This window comes from Achromobacter spanius, assembly GCF_002812705.1.
In the GTDB taxonomy this organism is placed as follows: Bacteria; Pseudomonadota; Gammaproteobacteria; order Burkholderiales; family Burkholderiaceae_B; genus Achromobacter; species Achromobacter spanius.
Window position 1 is genome coordinate 4513998 of sequence record NZ_CP025030.1, and the last position, 15555, is coordinate 4529552.

Here is a 15555-nt window from a genome sequence, read left to right on the forward strand (position 1 = left end):
TGACACGTTAGAGGAAGTCCTATGCTGTATTTCACGATCAGGCGTCTGGGCCTGGCGGCGCTGGTGGCGCTGACCGTATCGGTCCTGGCGTTCCTGCTGCTGCACCTGTCGGGCGACCCCGCCCTGGCCCTGGCGGGCGAAGGCGCGCGCCAGGCCGACATCGACATGATCCGCAAGACCTACGGGCTGGACCGGCCGCTGGTGGTGCAGTATGCCGACTGGCTCTGGCATATTGCGCAAGGGGATTTCGGTACGTCTGTGTACTTCAAGACCGACGCCGGCCCGCTGATTTGGTCCAAGCTCAAGACCACCTTGATGCTGGGCATGGGCGCGCTGGGCTTCGCGCTGTTTATCTCGATTCCGCTGGGCGTGCTGGCCGCCATCTACAAAGGCAGCGTGATCGACCGCGCCTGTCTGGCCATCGCGGTGCTGGGCCAGGCGCTGCCGAATTTCTTCTTTGCGCTGATCCTGATCATGCTGTTCTCGATCTCGCTGCGCATCCTGCCGGTATCGGGCAGCGGCACCTGGCAGCACTTCGTAATGCCCGCCATTGCGCTGGGCTACTACGTGGCGCCCGCCTTCATGCGGCTGATACGCGCCGGCATGATCGAGGTGCTAGGCGCCGACTACATCCGCACCGCGCGCGCCAAGGGCCTGCCGGCCCGCAAGATCATCTTCAAGCACGCGCTGCGCAACGCCATCGTGCCCGTGGTGGCGCTTGCCGCCGTGCAACTGGGCTACCTGCTGGGTGGCTCGGTCGTCATTGAAACCATCTTCGCGCTGGACGGGCTGGGCTACCTGGCCTACCAAAGCATTACGTACAAGGACTTTCCGGTGATGCAGCTGATCGTGCTGCTGCTGTCCGTGCTGTATGTGCTGCTGACGCTTGCCGCCGATATCGCCAACGCGTGGCTTGATCCGCGCATCCGGGTGTCCTGACATGACTACGCCTATCCTCACCCCTACGGTTCCGGGCGCCCCCGCGCCCATGGAACTCACCGCCGCCAACTTGCGCTGGCGTCGGCTGCGCCGCAACAAGGCCTTGCTGGCGGGCGGCGGCATCCTGCTGATCATTGTGCTGATTGCACTGCTGGCGCCGTGGATCTCTCCGCACGACCCCTACTTCCAGGACCTGGCCTACCGTACGGCGCCGCCCGTCTGGTACGAAAAAGGCACCTGGCTGCATCCGCTGGGCACCGACCAGTTGGGCCGCGATTACATGTCGCGCCTGTTCTACGGCGCCCGCATCTCGCTGTTGATCGGCATCAGCGTGGCGCTGATATCCGGCATCATCGGCACCGCCATGGGCATGGCCGCCGGGTACTTCGGCGGCAAGGTCGACATGGCCGTGTCGTTCCTGATCACGACGCGCCTGTCGATGCCTGTGATTTTGGTGGCGCTGGCCACCGTGGCCATCGTGGGCGGCTCGCTGTGGGTCGTCATCCTGGTGCTGGGCCTGCTGAAATGGGACCGCTACGCCGTCGTCATGCGCAGCGCCACGCAGCAGGTGCGGTCATTGGAATACGTGGCGGCGGCGCAGGCGGCGGGCGCGTCCACCTGGCGCATCGTGTGGGGCGAAGTGCTGCCCAACGTGGTGCCGCAGTTGATCGTGATTGCCACGCTGGAAGCCGCCAGCGCCATTCTGCTGGAGGCCTCGCTGTCGTTCCTGGGCCTGGGCGTGCAGCCGCCGCTGCCGTCCTGGGGGCTGATGATCTCTGAAGCCAAGGCCTATATGTTCTTCTCGTTCTGGCTGATCGCCATTCCGGGGTCTGCGTTGGCGCTGCTGATCTTCGCGATCAATCTGGCTGGCGACGGGCTGCATCAACTGCTGACGCCTGAAGAGAGGGGCTGACCATGAACGACAAGGAAATTGTTCTGGACGTGCAAGGGCTGACGGTGGACATCGCCACGCCGCGCGGGCCGCTGCACGCGGTGCGCGACGTGTCGTTCCAGGTCAGGCGCGGCGAAACGCTGTGCCTGGTGGGCGAATCGGGCTGCGGCAAGTCGATGACCTCGCTGGCCATCATGGGCTTGCTGCCCAAGGCCGCCAAGCGCAGCACGCGCCGCCTGGCGGTGCTGGGTGAAGACCTGTCCGCCGCGCGCGGCCGCCGCATCAATGCGCTGCGCGGCAGCAAGATGGCGATGATCTTCCAGGAACCCATGACGGCGCTGAACCCGGCCTACGCCATTGGCGAGCAACTGACCGAGCACTACATTCACCACCGCCACGCCAGCCAGCAACAGGCGCGCGACCGCGCCGTGGAGCTGCTGGAAAAAGTGGGCATTGCCTCGGCCGGGCAACGCCTGACGCAGTATCCGCACCAGTTGTCGGGCGGCCTGCGCCAGCGCGTGATGATTGCGATGGCGCTGATGTGCGGCCCGGAATTGCTGATCGCCGACGAGCCCAGCACCGCGCTGGACGTCACCATCCAGGCGCAGATTTTGCGCTTGCTGGCCGACCTGCAAGCCGAGCTGGGCATCGCGATGGTGCTGATCACCCATGACCTGGGCGTGGTGGCGCGCATTGCGCAGCAGGTGGCGGTGATGTATGCCGGGCAGATTGTCGAGGAAGGCCCGGTTGAAGATATCTTCGCCACGCCGCGCCATCCCTACACGCAAGGGCTGCTGGGCTGTATTCCCGTGCCCGGCCGCACCCCGCCCGGCGAATCGCTGGGCACGATTCCGGGCGTGGTGCCATCGCTGGTGGGCGACCTGCGCGGCTGCGCCTTCGCCGACCGCTGCCAGTATGTGCAGCCGCAATGCCGCGACACGGTTCCCGTGTACGGCCACCCGCCGCACCAGCAATGGCGCTGCATCCGCCAAGAAGAAGGAGTTCCGGCATGAGCGCGCTCTTGCAAGCCGAAGCCGTCAGCCGGCAGTTTTCCATCCGCTCGGGCATGTTCCGCCCACGCAGTACCTTGCATGCCGTCAATGGTGTGGACCTGGCGGTGGAACGCGGCGCGGTGCTGGGGATCGTGGGCGAATCGGGCTGCGGAAAATCCACGCTGGCGCGCATGCTGCTGGGGCTGACGCCGCCCAGCGCGGGCGTGATCAAGCTGGACGGGCAAGACATCAGTCAGATGGACCGGCGCGCGCTGGCCCGCCGCGTGCAGCCGATTTTTCAGGATCCGTACTCGTCCTTGAACCCGCGCCGTTCCATTGCGTCCATCGTGTCGCTGCCGCTGGAGGTGCACGGCATCCCCAACCCCAAGCTGCACAAGGCCATTGAAATGCTGGAGCGCGTGGGCCTGCCGCCGCGCCTGGCGCACAACACGCCGGGGCAGTTGTCGGGCGGGCAGCGCCAGCGGGTGGCGATTGCGCGGGCGCTGGTCATGAACCCCGAGATCGTCATCTGCGACGAGCCGACGTCCGCGCTGGATGTGTCGGTGCAGGCGCAGATCATGAACCTGCTGATGGACCTGCGCCGCGAATTCAACCTGACCTATGTCTTCATCAGCCACAACCTGGCAGTGGTGGAGCACATTGCCACGCACGTGGCCGTGATGTACCTGGGCCGCGTGGTGGAATCCGCCGACACCGCCAAGCTGTTCCACGACCCGCGCCACCCCTACACGCAGGCCTTGCTGGCGTCGGTGCTGACGCCCGAGCCCGGCCTGGGCATACCTGACATGGGCTTGGGGCTGTCGTTTCCCGACCCGCTTAACCCGCCGCCGGGCTGCCCCTTCCACCCGCGCTGCCAGTACGCCATGGCGCAATGCAAGACCGAACGGCCTGCGCTGACCTTGCGTGATGAGTCCGTGGTGGCTTGCCATCTGTACCCCGCGGCCCCGTCCGCCATTGCCGCATCGAATGCGTCTTCACTGCTATCTTCAATACCCAATTCCACCGGAGCTCGACCATCATGACTCGTGAGCAAGCCATCGCCCAGGCGCAACACTGTTTTGATTCTGGCGCCTTCCGCGCGCTGCTGGCGCGCCGCCTGGCGCTGCCCACGGAAAGCCAGAACCCCGAGCGCGCCGCCGTGCTGGCGGACTACCTGGAAACGGAAATCCGCCCCGCATTCGAGGCGCTGGGGTTCACCTGCCAAACCTTGACGCATCCGAAGGCGCTGGCGCCCTTCCTGTATGCCGAACGGATTGAAGACCCGGCGCTACCGACCGTGCTGGGCTACGGGCATGGCGACGTCATCCGGGGCTTGGAAAAGGAATGGAAGGAAGGCTTGTCGCCCTGGGCGCTGACCGAGGCCGAAGGCCGCTGGTACGGCCGCGGCATCGCCGACAACAAGGGGCAGCACACCATCAACATGGAAGCGCTGCGGCTGGTGCTGGAAGCGCGCGGCAAGCTGGGCTTCAACGCCAAGTATTTGATAGAAATGGGCGAAGAGACGGGGTCGATGGGTTTGCGGGAATTGTGCGCCGAGCATCGCGACATGCTGTCCGCCGACCTGCTGATCGCGTCCGACGGCCCGCGCCTGGCGCCCCAACGGCCCACCATCTTCCTGGGCGCGCGCGGTAGTTTGAACTTTGACCTGTCGATCGAGGCGCGCGCGGGCGGGCATCATTCCGGCAACTGGGGCGGGCTGATTTCCAACCCCGGCATCCAGTTGGCCCACGCCATTTCCACGATTGTGTCGCCCACCGGCCAGATACGCATCAAGGAATGGGTGCCCGCCGAACTGCCCGACGCCGTGCGCCGCGCGCTGGCGGATTGCCAGGTGGATGGCGGCACCGACGGACCCGAGATTGAACCGGAATGGGGTGAACCCGGCCTGTCTCCAGCGGAGCGGGTCTTTGGCTGGTGCTCGTTTGAAGTGTTGGCGTATAAGACCGGCAACCCGGAAACGCCCGTCAACGCGATTCCGCCACGCGCCTGGGCGCGTTGCCAACTGCGCTTCGTGGTGGGCGTGGACCCGGACGACCTGATCCCAGCGCTGCGCCGCCATCTGGACCGCGAAGGTTTTCCGATGGTGAAAATTGCGCTGACGCGCGAGTCCATGTTCCGCGCCACCCGCATTGATCCTGACGACGCCTGGGTGCGGTGGGCGGTGGATTCGCTGGAACGTACGTCGGGGCAGAAGACGGCGTTGCTGCCTAATTTGGGTGGATCATTGCCGAATGATATTTTCACGGACGTGCTGGGCCTGCGCACGATATGGGTCCCGCATTCATATCCTGGATGTTCGCAGCACGCGCCGAATGAGCACCTGCCGCCGGAGCTGCTGCGGCAAGCGCTGGGGTTGATGACGGGTCTGTATTGGGACTTGGGCGCGGGGGGAACGCCGGCGGTGTCGCGCTGAATTTTTCTGCGGACGGGGTTATTTCGCTGTCCGCAGAAAATCAATGAAGCGCCGCACCTTGGTGCTGACATGGCGGGTATCGGCGTACACCGCATACACAGGCTGTGGCGGCAACGCGTAAGACGACATTACCCGCTGCAACGCGCCGCGCGCCAAGGGCTCTGCCACCAGCCAGTCGGGCAGAGCCGCCACGCCGCAACCGCCTTCCACAAACGCCAGCAAGGCCGACGCCGTGTCCGCATGCGCCACGGGCGACACGCGCAGTGTGTGGTCGCGCCCTTTGCTGTCCGTCAAGCGCCACTGGTCGCGACGGCCCGGGCGATTCGCCAGCCATGGCATCGCGGCCAATGCCGCGAGCGACCGTGGCGTGCCTTGCTCCGCCAGCAACGCCGGGCTGGCCACCAGCAACAGCTTGAATTCACCGATGGGCGTGGCGCGGTACGTGGAGTCCGCCAACGCGCCCACGCGGATCGCCACGTCCACCCGTTCGCCAATCAAGTCCGCATGCGCCGATCCCGCCTGATAGCTGACCCGCAACGCCGAATGCTGCTTGGCGAACGCGGCGAGTGCAGGCGCGACGATGCGGTTGCCATAGTCCACCGACGCCGTCACCCGCAAGCTGCCGGACAACGTCAGCTGCCCCGATCGCGCCTCGTCCACCGCAGCGTCGGCGTCACGCAGCAGCCGGGCGCAATTGCCGTAGAAGCCGTCGCCCGCCTCGGTCAGCGCCAAGCGGCGCGTGCTGCGTGTCAGCAGGGCCACGCCCAGCTCCTGCTCCAACTGCTTGACGTTGAAACTGACAACGGCCTTGGTCGTGCCCAGCGCGTCGGCTGCCGCCGTGAACGAGCCGGAGTCCACCACGGCCACAAACATGGACAGACGATTCAGGTTGATCATGGCAAGGATTTATTGTCAAAAAACTGCGAACAGTATATCTACTTGAAGGCTATTTTTTTGAACATGGCAAGCTGCCTAGAATGGCGCTCCTTGTTGATTTCACCGCGCTTTCCATGACGGATTTTTCTTCTCTCCACCCGCCTTCGCCGCAGGACGCCCACGTGCAGTTTGCGCTGGACGTTCATGCACACATCGAACAATGGATAGGCCAGACCGACGCGCCGACCTCCGTGCTCACTGCCCTGCTGGGCAGCTTTGCGCCTGCGTTCAGCATGATCACAACCGACGGACAACGCCTGCCGCACGGGGCATTGGCTGCGTTGTTCGCCGGCTTGCGCGGGTCGCGTCCGGGCTTGAAGATCCGGATCGATGAATGGGCGGTGCCATATGCGGACGCGGGCTCGGCGCTGCTGACCTATCGCGAACGCCACACCTGGAACGGCGGCGCTTCGCAGCGGCGCGCCACTGCGCTGTTCACGCCGGGCGAAGATGGCCAGCCGCAATGGGCGCATCTGCACGAAACCTGGGCCTGACCCGGGTGCTATATCCCCGGTAGCTATAAACAAGCGGCGAATAAATCTTAAGTTCTAAACCGAATCAGCCACATCTCAAACGCTGCTTGATGGGTTTCGCGCGGTCGATTCTTGCGTTCTTGCGATGGCCTTGGCGCGCTACACCCATCCTACTCACCACCTGAATCGGTCTTAATAGATAGATAAAATTCGACATTAGCCCGCTTCTGCTTTCTAATGCCCGCATTGTGTATTTAAAATCAGGAAACGTACTTTGTCCTATTGCCGATGGACCGTTACCGCAGCGCTGCTATTTGCTTGCGGCGCAAGCCTTGCATCCCCCACCGTCATCCCCGTCAAGATCGCCGATGATCTCGGCGTGCCGTTTATCAGGGTGACGCTTGGCACGGTCAAGACGGATTTGATGCTGGACACGGGCGGCCAGATTGGCATCACGGTGCCCGAAACCCTGATCACCCCCGAGACCGGGGTGTTCCTGACGGGCAGGCAAGAACGTCGGACCGACGTGACCGGGAAAATCTTCCAGGTGCGGCAATTGATTGCCCCCGACGTCTATTTGGACACCGCAAAACTCGGTCCCGTCGCGGGCGCCGTGAATTACGTCTGGGGGCTGCGCATCAACGATGACGACCGCATGCCCGTGCCAGAATCGTTGAAAGCGGGCGTCATCGGGCTGGGCGCCCTGTCCTCGCGCAACATGCTGCTGGATATGGCGCAGCAACGCCTGCTGTTGTACGAACGCGGTGGCATGGAGCGCCCGGACCTGTCTTCCTGGCAGCACGTTCCGTTTGTCTACGACGACGAAGGAATCGTGATCACGCTACACGCCGATGGCATTCCGATACGCTTCTCGCTGGACACCGGCGCCAGCACGTCGATACTGCGCGACGACGCAGCTATCTTCACCCAGCGGCCGTCGCCCTGCGCCGGCAAACAAGCCGAGGACACCCACTGCGGCATCTGGCGGCTGAAGCGTCCCGAATCTAATGGTATGCCGCTGGACGACCTGGACGTTCTCGTCGTCCCCATGGCAGGCGTGCCATTCGACGGATTGATTGGCATGGATTTCCTGCGCAGCCACAAGGTGTTCATCGACTTCGACACGCAGACCCTGCACATCCAGGCCACGCCCGACACGAATGCGTCCGGCTGACCGCGCGGGCAATGGCCCAAAAAAAGCCTCCGTCTACGAGGCTTGTCGTTGAGGGTGGCGGATGCCATCCAGCAGCAGGTCTGTGATGAACTCCGCTAGCGCCTGTTGCTGTGCCGCGTCCGGCATCTGGCGGGTGAAGCGCTCGATGATGCCCATCAGCGATTGTGCGAACCAATCCGCTGAAACCTCGGTGCGGAACAAACCCGCCTGCTGCTCGGCGCGAATGTTGTCAGCGATCATCGCCACCAGTTCGTCCTTCAGCGCTTCGGCCGCCGCCACCTGAAAGAAGCCGATGCGGGTCAGGTTGGGATCTTCTTGCAAGATGGCAAGCAGGCCCAGCACGCCGCCACGAATGCGATCGGCCAGTTCGGCCCCTTCCAAACCAGCCGGCAATCGCGCCTGGCTGATCGCCTGACGCAAACGCTGCGCGAACATGCCGACCAGTTCGTCGTAGGCGGCTTGCTTGCTTGAGAAGTATTGATAGAAGACGGGTTGGGTGACCCCGGCCCGGGCGACGATGTCGCTGATCCGGGTGTGCTGGAATCCGCGTTCGGCGAACTCCGCGGCGGCAACTTGCAAAAGCTGTAAGCGGGTGCGTTCACCTTTGGTGAGACGCTTGTCTTGCGATAAAGAAGGGGGTCGTGCCGTCATCATCGCGAGAAAGTACCCTGCTTCATAGCTTTGCGCTACTAGTTCGCATGGCCTTCGCGCAACGCGATGTCACGGCATTACAACGCCCGCCACGAGGCCAGCCGAAAAGTTTACAAATTACTGAAATGAAGCCGTCGCGATTTCACGACAAACCCGCGTCTGCACACGCCTCAACCGATTTCCCGGCCTGTTTACAGCCCTTGAAGTCACTTGAAATGCCCGTAGCTTTTGCAACAACTTTTGATGCCCCCGCAGCAGTAAAGTAGCGCTATCGCCGAGCGCATTTCGACTATGCACGCGCCCGGCGGACAGGAGCAAGATCATGAAACGGTATACAGGCCGGATGGTTGCCTTGACGTTGGCGCTTGCCGTGGCAAGTGCGCCCGCGATGGCGGGCGGCCGTGGCGGCGGCGGTTACCACGGAGGCTATTACGGCGGCAGTGGCTATCACCACCATGGCGGTGGCGGGAGCAGTTCAGACGGTTGGTGGATAGGCGGCGCTTTCGCGCTGGCCGCCGTTGGCCTGTTGCTGGCGGCGAACTCTGGCCCCAGTTATGCGCAGACCAGTGTCTATGCCTCGCCGGGTATTGGCTACACCAGCCCGCCCATCTATGCCGCGCCCGTCTACGACGCGCCGCCCGTGTATGCCGACCCGTCCGTTGCCTATGCGCAACCGCAATCGCAGCTTGAATCGCAGCCGCAGTACGCGCCCGTGCAATACGAGGCCGCGCCCCAGGTCAGCGCCGCCCAGGCCAGCGCCACCACCGATTGCCAGCGTTGGGCCATGAACCAAAGCGGCTACAACCCGGCCACCATTTCGCAATGGACAACGCAAGTGATGGTGGATTCGTACAACCATTCGCTGGATTCGTGCATGACCAGCCGGGGTTACCGCAGTCAATAAAGTCTGTCAGCGGGCGTGGCGCCGCCAAGCGCGCCACGCCAGTCCCAATCCGGCGGCCAGCAATGCCGTCGCCGGCAACACCCACACAAAACCTGACGACGTATAGACCACCTGGTCCACCGGATCGTAATAGCGACCCAATTCGTTGAAGTCCCACTTCCAATAGAACGCATACCAGGCGTAGTAGAAGAAAGCGGACAGCCCCAGGCACAGCACGGCGCCAACGCGCGCACGCCGCCGATGGCGGCGCACGGCATCCTTACCACCAGGCAGCATCGCCGCCAGTCCGCCGCACGCCGCGATGACCAGCACCGCCAGCACCACGGCTCCCGCGCTAAGCCACATCTTGCGACTCCAAGCGCGCCAGACAGGCGTCGGCCTCGGCCCATTGCTTTTCGCTGAAGACCTGCACGCCGGCGCCGATCAGCAATTCGGCCGTGATGCCCACGCCCGCTTTCCGCTGCCCCGAGTAATGGCCGTCGTACACATAGCCGCTGCCACACGACGGGCTGCCTTCTTTCAGCACCGCGATGCGAATGCCGCGCTGGCGCGCCAAGGACAACGCCGCATGGCCGCCTTGCACGAATGCCTGGGTGACGTCGTCTCCCGTCACGGCGACCACGCGCGCGCCGCCGGCCAGCACGTCGGCGGCCTGTTTGCCCGGCTCGATCTCAGCGGGCGGGCGCGGTATAGCCATGCCCCCCGCGACTTCCGGACACACCGGCACGACCCGCCCTTCCCCGCGCCAGCGGGCCAGAACGGCGTCATCGTTGGGCACCGCGCGTCCGTCATAGCGCACGGGGTTGCCCAACAGGCAGGAGCTGATCAACACGTATTGCATGGGATATTCAAACAGGGCTGGGCTTGGAAATAAGCAGCCCTGAATCATAGACCAGCAGCCCGGCGCGTCAGCAACGGCTCGGCATCAGCGTCTGTATCCACGCCCGCAAGCCGGGGTCGCGCAGTTCCAGCACATCGAACAGGCCAAGCGCACGCAGGGCCGGCAGCGCGTCTTGAATGTCGCGCCTCGCGTCGGCCACCGCCTCTGGCGAGGCCTTGGCATCGGTGCATACGCGCGCGTTCGCCAGAAACGCGCCCACGGTTCCCTTGCGCACCGGCACGCCGTTGAATTCACTGTGGTTCATGCTGTCCGGCAAGATGTCTTTGGCTTGCATGCCTGGCTCCTGATGGTGAGACACAGGCGTTACGATAGCGGCATCAAGTTGGCGTTACTGCGGGGTTTTGGTCAATGAATACCGCGTTTCTGCCACATGCCACGCGCCACCCGCCACCTGCTGACATGACGACTCCCTTGCTGCACCCCGAACGCGCTCAATCGACGCACGGCCCGGCGCTGATCGCCGCGCGCCGCGATGACGGCCTGCTGCGCGACACCGCCATGCACCAGCATGCGCGCGGTCAACTGCTGGGCGCTTATCGCGGCCTGGTGACGGTGGTTGCGGGCGCGCGGCAATGGGTGGTGCCGTCCGCGCATGCAGTGTGGATTCCGCCGGGCCAGCCCCATGGTTTGAGATCGCACGGGGCGTACGCGGGCTACAGCGCCTACCTGAGTCCCGCCGCTTGCGCGGGCTTGCCCACCACTGCCCGCGTGCTGCAAACATCAGCCTTGTTGCTGGCGGCCGTGGACCGCGCCGCTTCGTGGAATGGCAATGAGACAGCCGCCGCGCGCAAGCGCGTACTGGAATTGATTCGAGACGAAATACGCACCCTACCCCTGGCCGGCCAAGCGCTGATCCTGCCTGGCGACCCGCGCTTGCAACGGCTGGCGGTGGCTATGTCGGATCACCCGTCGGACACCCGGTCATTGGATGCCTGGGCCGCGCAAATCGGCATGGCGCCGCGCACTTTGGCGCGCCGCTTCCTGGCCGAAACCGGCCTGCCGCTGGGCGCATGGCGGCAGCAGGCCCGCCTGATGCGGGCGCAGGAAATGCTGGCGGCGGGGAGTGCCGTGACGACGGTGGCGCTGGAATTGGGCTACGACAACATCAGCGCCTTCATCGCCATGTTCAAGCGTGAAGTCGGCATCACGCCGGGCCGCTTTCGCGGCCCGGTGGACTAAAACCCTGATCAGGATTCCTTGGCCGCCGTTTTGCGGGGGCTGCGGGTGCGCGACGCGGTCTTGCGGGCGGGCTTGGCAGGCGCCTCGGCCGTGGCTTCAGCAGCTGGTGCCGATGCCGCCGCTTCGGTTGCCACCGATTCCGTTGCAACGGCTCGGGTGGTACGACCCGCTTCGGATTCCGCCGACTTGGCCTTCGTGGTCTTGCTGGCGGTACGGCCGCGCTTGGCCGGGGCTGCCGGAGCGGGAGCAGGTTCCGCCGCGGGCCTGGCGTTTCCGCCCGCGAACGGGTCTGCCACTTTAGCGGGCGCCTTGTCGGCTGCCTCGCGGCGCGTCTCCGCAGGGGGCTCAACAAACGTCCATTCCGCAATATTCACGGCAGGCAGCGGCTGGCGCGCCTGCGGCAAGGGCGTCGGCATGGGCGGCAGGCGTGACGGCTGGACAGGCTTGGGCGCTTGAGCGCGCGCCAGCGCATCCGCGCGCATGGACTCCAGTTTGGCGACTTCCCGGGCAAGCGCCTTGGCAGTTTCGTCGTCGGCCTCGGCCTGCTTGTCCACCTGGGCCTGCTTGTTCGCCTGGCGTTCAGCCTGGGCCGCGCCCTGGAACGAACCGGGCGACGTAGTGGCTGGCGTAGTGGCTGGCGTAGTGGACGGCGTAGTGGACGGCGTATGCGAGCCCTCTTGCGCCCCCTCTTGCACCCCCTCGGCCGCGGCAACCGGAAGGACCAACTGCGCGTCCGGCGCGGCGTCAGACGATGCGGCCATCGCCGCTTCGCTCGCGCCTTGCTCGACCGCATGGCTGGCGCCTCGGCCGGATCCGCCCGACTTGCGGCCGCCGCGCGATTTGCGGGCAGGCCGGGAAGTGCTTTCTTCTTGCACCGCTCCCGTTTGGCTGTCATCGACATCCACCTGCGCCGCCTGTGCCGACTGGCGGCCCTGCGACGACCGGGATCCGCCCTGGCCGCCCGAGCGGTTCACGGCCGGCGCGCCGTCGATGCTGTCGCGATACACGTAGGTGCCGGACTTCTCTTCGCGGCCCACTTCCAGGAAGCCGCGCGACTGCGCTTCGTCCAGCAGGTTGCCGAAGGCACGGAAGCCGTAGTACGACTCGTTGAAATCCGGCTTGCGGCGCTTCAACGCATCTTTCAATGCCGATGCCCAGATCTTGCCGCTGTCGCCGCGTTCGGCCATCAGCGCCTCGAAGGTCTCGACGACCATGTCCACGGCCTGGGTCTTGCGCGCTTCCAGTTCTTCCTTGCGGCGGCGTTCTTCGTCCGGCGTGCGGCGTTGGCCGGTACCGGCAGCGGCGCCACCACGGTTGTCGCGGCGGGCGTCGGCGGTGCGCTGGCCTTCGCGCGCCAGGTCGTCATAGAAGATGAATTCGTCGCAGTTGGCAATCAGCAGGTCGGACGTGGATTGCTTCACGCCCACGCCGATCACCTTCTTGTTGTTCTCGCGCAGCTTGGACACCAGGGGCGAAAAGTCGGAATCGCCGCTGATGATCACAAAAGTATTGACGTGCGACTTGGTATAGCAGAAGTCCAGCGCGTCCACGACCAGCCGGATGTCGGCGGAATTCTTGCCCGATTGGCGCACGTGCGGAATTTCGATCAGCTCGAAATTGGCCTCGTGCATGGGGGCCTTGAATTCCTTGTAGCGTTCCCAGTCGCAATAGGCTTTCTTGACGACGATGCTGCCCTTGAGCAGCAGGCGTTCCAGCACCGGCCGGATGTCGAACTTCTGGTATTTGGTGTCCCGCACACCCAGCGCCACGTTCTCGAAGTCGCAGAAAAGCGCCATGCTGACGTTTTCGTTGGGGGTAGTCATATTCGTCTCCAAAGCGAGGCGGCCACGTGCTTCGGGCCGCCAGATAGCGCTCATGATATACATATCCGGCATTACCCCCCGTCTTCCCTCCCCTTGAGCCGCGCATTTGTTACCACCGCGGCGGCTTGACCCGGCCCTGTTTCCGACGGTACCGGCCAGATCCTGACGACTTGCCTAAGCCGGCGCTTACCGGCCCTTTCGCCCCGCTTTCCGGCGGATTGACTTGGGCGCGTGCTGGCTAGAATTCCCGACAATCCGGCATTCCGGCTCGGCGTGCCATCCCCTTCGGGCAAGATCCATGAATCCGTCTACCCTCATCGGCGCCGCCGTCGGCCTGCTTAGCCTTGTTATCGTCGTGGCGCTGTCCGCCACCGACGCCAGCATGTACGTCAACCTGCCGGGCTTGGCCATCGTGCTGGGCGGCACCTGCGCCGCGCTGTTCATCGCCTACCCGCTGCATGAAGTGCTGCGGATCTTCAAGCTGGTCCGCACGGTGTTCCGCAACGACCAGCACGACCAGCAGCGCGACATCGAAGAACTGGCCACGATGGCGCAACTGTGGATGAACACCGACGTCCACAAGGTCGAGCACGAGCTCAAGAAGGTGTCGAACCCGTTCTTGCGTACCGGCGTGCAGTTGATCATCGACAACACCCCCGAAGACCAGATCATTGAAGTGCTGCAATGGCGCGTGGCGCGGCTGCGCGCGCGTGAACAGGCCGAAGCGCAGATGTTCCGCGTCATGGCCACGTTCGCGCCCGCCTTCGGCATGTTGGGCACGCTGATCGCCTTGATCAACATGATGGCGGTGCTGGGCGACGGCAGCATGACGACGATCGGGCAACATCTGGCCGTGGGCCTGATGACGACGTTCTACGGCATCTTGCTGGCCAACCTGATCTGCAAGCCGATCGCGCTGAAGCTGGAACGCCGCACCGCGCGCCGCGTGGAATCCATGAACATGGTGCTGCAAGGCATTTCCATGATGTGTGAGAAGCGCGGCCCGGCCGTGGTGCGCGAAACGCTGAATTCCTTCGTGCTGCACGTCGAAGACGAAATCTATGACGGCGGCGTGGCAGCCGCGCCGCCATCCAATTCCAAGGTCAAGCCCAAGACGGCGACGCCGGCCAAGGGCGCCAACAAGGGTGCACCCGCCGCCAACCCGCCCGTGTCCATCACCCGCCCAGCCGCCGCGCGTCAATGAGCCTGATTTCCCCTTCCCTGGCGCAGCGGATCGAACTGGCCCGCCAGGCCCAACTGCGCGCCCAGAAAGCCGCGGACACGAACGCCTGGCGGCCCAGCAAGAGCGACCGCAAGGACCGCTACGCCCGCTGGCACGTCGAGGAAAAAGTCGAGCAGGACGCCGAGAATTGGCTGCTCAGCTACCTGGACCTGATCACCCTGCTGCTGGCGATGCTGGTCGTGATGCTGGCGGTGTCGCGCCTGCACGGCCTGGGCCCTGATGCCTCGGGCAAGCCCATCGAACTGGTCGGCACGCTGGCAGCCGCCGGCTTGCCGGTGTATGACGGCGAATACTCGGAGTTCGACGCCGTCGCCATTCCCGCCAGCTGGGCCGAGCCCCCCGCGCCGCCTCCCGCCGCCGTCCAGACGGCCGACGCGGCGCCGGTCGAAGACGGCGTGAAGGTAGCCGAGGCCGCCCCGCCGCTGATCGCCCCGTCCAAGGAATCCCTGGGCCTGGACGACCTGGGCAAGTCGGTGGACGTGATCATCAACGAACAGTCCGTCAGCTTTCGGATCAGCAATGAATTGCTGTTCCCCTCGGGCCAGGCCACGCTCAGCCCCGCCGGACTGGACGTGATCAAGCGCCTGGCGGTCATCCTGAACAAGAACGCGCACCCGGTGTCGGTGGAAGGCCACAGCGACCCCGTGCCGATCCAGACGCGCCAGTTCGCGTCCAACTGGGAACTGTCCACCAGCCGCGCCACCAGCGTGCTGCGCGAACTGGTGCGCGACGGCGTGTCCGCCGACCGACTGCGCGCAGTGGGCTACGCCGAAACGCGCCCGATCGAATCCAACGACACCCCGGCCGGCCGCGCCGCCAACCGCCGCGTCGAGCTGATCATGGACATCGCGCCGAAGCAGGCCCCCACGAAGAAAGCCCAAGCCCCCGCCGCGCCGTCGGCGCCCCAGGCGGACACGGCACCGGCGCGCTCCTGATCGGGCGGCCTCACAACACGCTGCGCACGGGCGGCATCACGGCAATAAGCACGTGGTTTGTGCCGCTCCAGGGCGGACA

The 15555-nt window shown here is 64.9% G+C and carries 17 protein-coding genes; 11 read left to right on the top strand and 6 right to left on the bottom strand.

Going from position 1 to position 15555, the window contains the following annotated elements; all coding sequences use genetic code 11:
- Window positions 1-21 precede the first annotated feature (21 nt).
- Genes CVS48_RS20340 through CVS48_RS20360 form a run of 5 tightly spaced genes read left to right on the top strand, consistent with a single transcriptional unit; the run spans window position 22 to window position 5257 of the window.
- A complete protein-coding gene (locus CVS48_RS20340; RefSeq protein ID WP_050446616.1) occupies window positions 22-939 on the top strand; it encodes an ABC transporter permease in 918 nt (305 codons plus the stop codon).
- 1 nt (window position 940) lies between these two features.
- Window positions 941-1852: an ABC transporter permease gene (locus CVS48_RS20345; protein ID WP_100856017.1), complete on the top strand. Its 912-nt coding sequence runs from the start codon at window positions 941-943 to the stop codon at window positions 1850-1852.
- Window positions 1853-1854: 2 nt separating this feature from the next.
- Window positions 1855-2844, top strand: coding sequence for an ABC transporter ATP-binding protein (locus CVS48_RS20350; protein ID WP_050446618.1), 990 nt, complete (start codon window positions 1855-1857; stop codon window positions 2842-2844).
- On the top strand, window positions 2841-3866 hold the full coding sequence (locus tag CVS48_RS20355) for an ABC transporter ATP-binding protein (protein WP_100856018.1): 1026 nt from the start codon (window positions 2841-2843) through the stop codon (window positions 3864-3866). Before CVS48_RS20350 ends, CVS48_RS20355 begins: the two co-directional genes overlap by 4 nt.
- On the top strand, window positions 3863-5257 hold the full coding sequence (locus tag CVS48_RS20360) for a M20 family metallopeptidase (RefSeq protein WP_100856019.1): 1395 nt from the start codon (window positions 3863-3865) through the stop codon (window positions 5255-5257). Before CVS48_RS20355 ends, CVS48_RS20360 begins: the two co-directional genes overlap by 4 nt.
- Before the next feature lie 18 nt (window positions 5258-5275).
- Here the strand turns inward: CVS48_RS20360 and CVS48_RS20365 are convergent, their stop codons facing one another.
- Window positions 5276-6154 (bottom strand): LysR family transcriptional regulator, encoded by an 879-nt coding sequence (locus CVS48_RS20365; RefSeq protein WP_100856020.1) that lies wholly within the window; start codon window positions 6152-6154, stop codon window positions 5276-5278.
- A gap of 80 nt (window positions 6155-6234) precedes the next feature.
- Here CVS48_RS20365 and CVS48_RS20370 point away from each other — a divergent pair, with 80 nt between their 5' ends.
- Both CVS48_RS20370 and CVS48_RS20375 read left to right on the top strand, forming a co-directional pair.
- A complete protein-coding gene (locus CVS48_RS20370; protein ID WP_242001208.1) occupies window positions 6235-6687 on the top strand; it encodes a hypothetical protein in 453 nt (150 codons plus the stop codon).
- Window positions 6688-6940: 253 nt separating this feature from the next.
- Window positions 6941-7840 carry a pepsin/retropepsin-like aspartic protease family protein gene (locus tag CVS48_RS20375; protein ID WP_100856021.1) on the top strand — a complete coding sequence of 300 codons (900 nt, stop codon included), beginning with the start codon at window positions 6941-6943 and terminating at the stop codon, window positions 7838-7840.
- A 33-nt stretch (window positions 7841-7873) separates the two neighbouring features.
- On the opposite strand, the gene CVS48_RS20380 is transcribed toward CVS48_RS20375, so the two are convergent.
- Window positions 7874-8494 carry a TetR/AcrR family transcriptional regulator gene (locus CVS48_RS20380; protein WP_100856022.1) on the bottom strand — a complete coding sequence of 207 codons (621 nt, stop codon included), beginning with the start codon at window positions 8492-8494 and terminating at the stop codon, window positions 7874-7876.
- A gap of 319 nt (window positions 8495-8813) precedes the next feature.
- On the opposite strand from CVS48_RS20380, the gene CVS48_RS20385 reads away from it, so the two are divergent.
- On the top strand, window positions 8814-9395 hold the full coding sequence (locus CVS48_RS20385; RefSeq protein ID WP_100856023.1) for a hypothetical protein: 582 nt from the start codon (window positions 8814-8816) through the stop codon (window positions 9393-9395).
- A 6-nt stretch (window positions 9396-9401) separates the two neighbouring features.
- On the opposite strand, the gene CVS48_RS20390 is transcribed toward CVS48_RS20385, so the two are convergent.
- From CVS48_RS20390 to CVS48_RS20400, 3 genes are all read right to left on the bottom strand, one after another.
- Window positions 9402-9740 carry a hypothetical protein gene (locus tag CVS48_RS20390; protein ID WP_100856024.1) on the bottom strand — a complete coding sequence of 113 codons (339 nt, stop codon included), beginning with the start codon at window positions 9738-9740 and terminating at the stop codon, window positions 9402-9404.
- Window positions 9730-10236, bottom strand: coding sequence for a 2-thiouracil desulfurase family protein (locus CVS48_RS20395; RefSeq protein ID WP_100856025.1), 507 nt, complete (start codon window positions 10234-10236; stop codon window positions 9730-9732). Before CVS48_RS20395 ends, CVS48_RS20390 begins: the two co-directional genes overlap by 11 nt.
- A gap of 67 nt (window positions 10237-10303) precedes the next feature.
- Complete coding sequence (locus CVS48_RS20400; protein WP_100856026.1) at window positions 10304-10570, bottom strand: hypothetical protein; 267 nt, start codon at window positions 10568-10570, stop codon at window positions 10304-10306.
- A gap of 125 nt (window positions 10571-10695) precedes the next feature.
- Between CVS48_RS20400 and CVS48_RS20405 the strand changes: the two genes are divergently transcribed.
- Complete coding sequence (locus CVS48_RS20405; RefSeq protein ID WP_100857774.1) at window positions 10696-11475, top strand: AraC family transcriptional regulator; 780 nt, start codon at window positions 10696-10698, stop codon at window positions 11473-11475.
- 8 nt (window positions 11476-11483) lie between these two features.
- Here the strand turns inward: CVS48_RS20405 and CVS48_RS20410 are convergent, their stop codons facing one another.
- Entirely contained in the window at window positions 11484-13298 is a 1815-nt protein-coding gene (locus tag CVS48_RS20410) for an NYN domain-containing protein (protein ID WP_100856027.1), read from the bottom strand.
- Window positions 13299-13596: 298 nt separating this feature from the next.
- On the opposite strand from CVS48_RS20410, the gene CVS48_RS20415 reads away from it, so the two are divergent.
- Both CVS48_RS20415 and CVS48_RS20420 read left to right on the top strand, forming a co-directional pair.
- The gene (locus tag CVS48_RS20415) at window positions 13597-14502 is read left to right on the top strand and encodes a motility protein A (protein WP_100856028.1); all 906 of its coding nucleotides are present in this window, start codon (window positions 13597-13599) and stop codon (window positions 14500-14502) included.
- Window positions 14499-15476 carry an OmpA/MotB family protein gene (locus tag CVS48_RS20420; RefSeq protein ID WP_100856029.1) on the top strand — a complete coding sequence of 326 codons (978 nt, stop codon included), beginning with the start codon at window positions 14499-14501 and terminating at the stop codon, window positions 15474-15476. The genes CVS48_RS20415 and CVS48_RS20420 overlap by 4 nt, the downstream gene beginning before the upstream one ends.
- Window positions 15477-15555 lie beyond the last annotated feature (79 nt).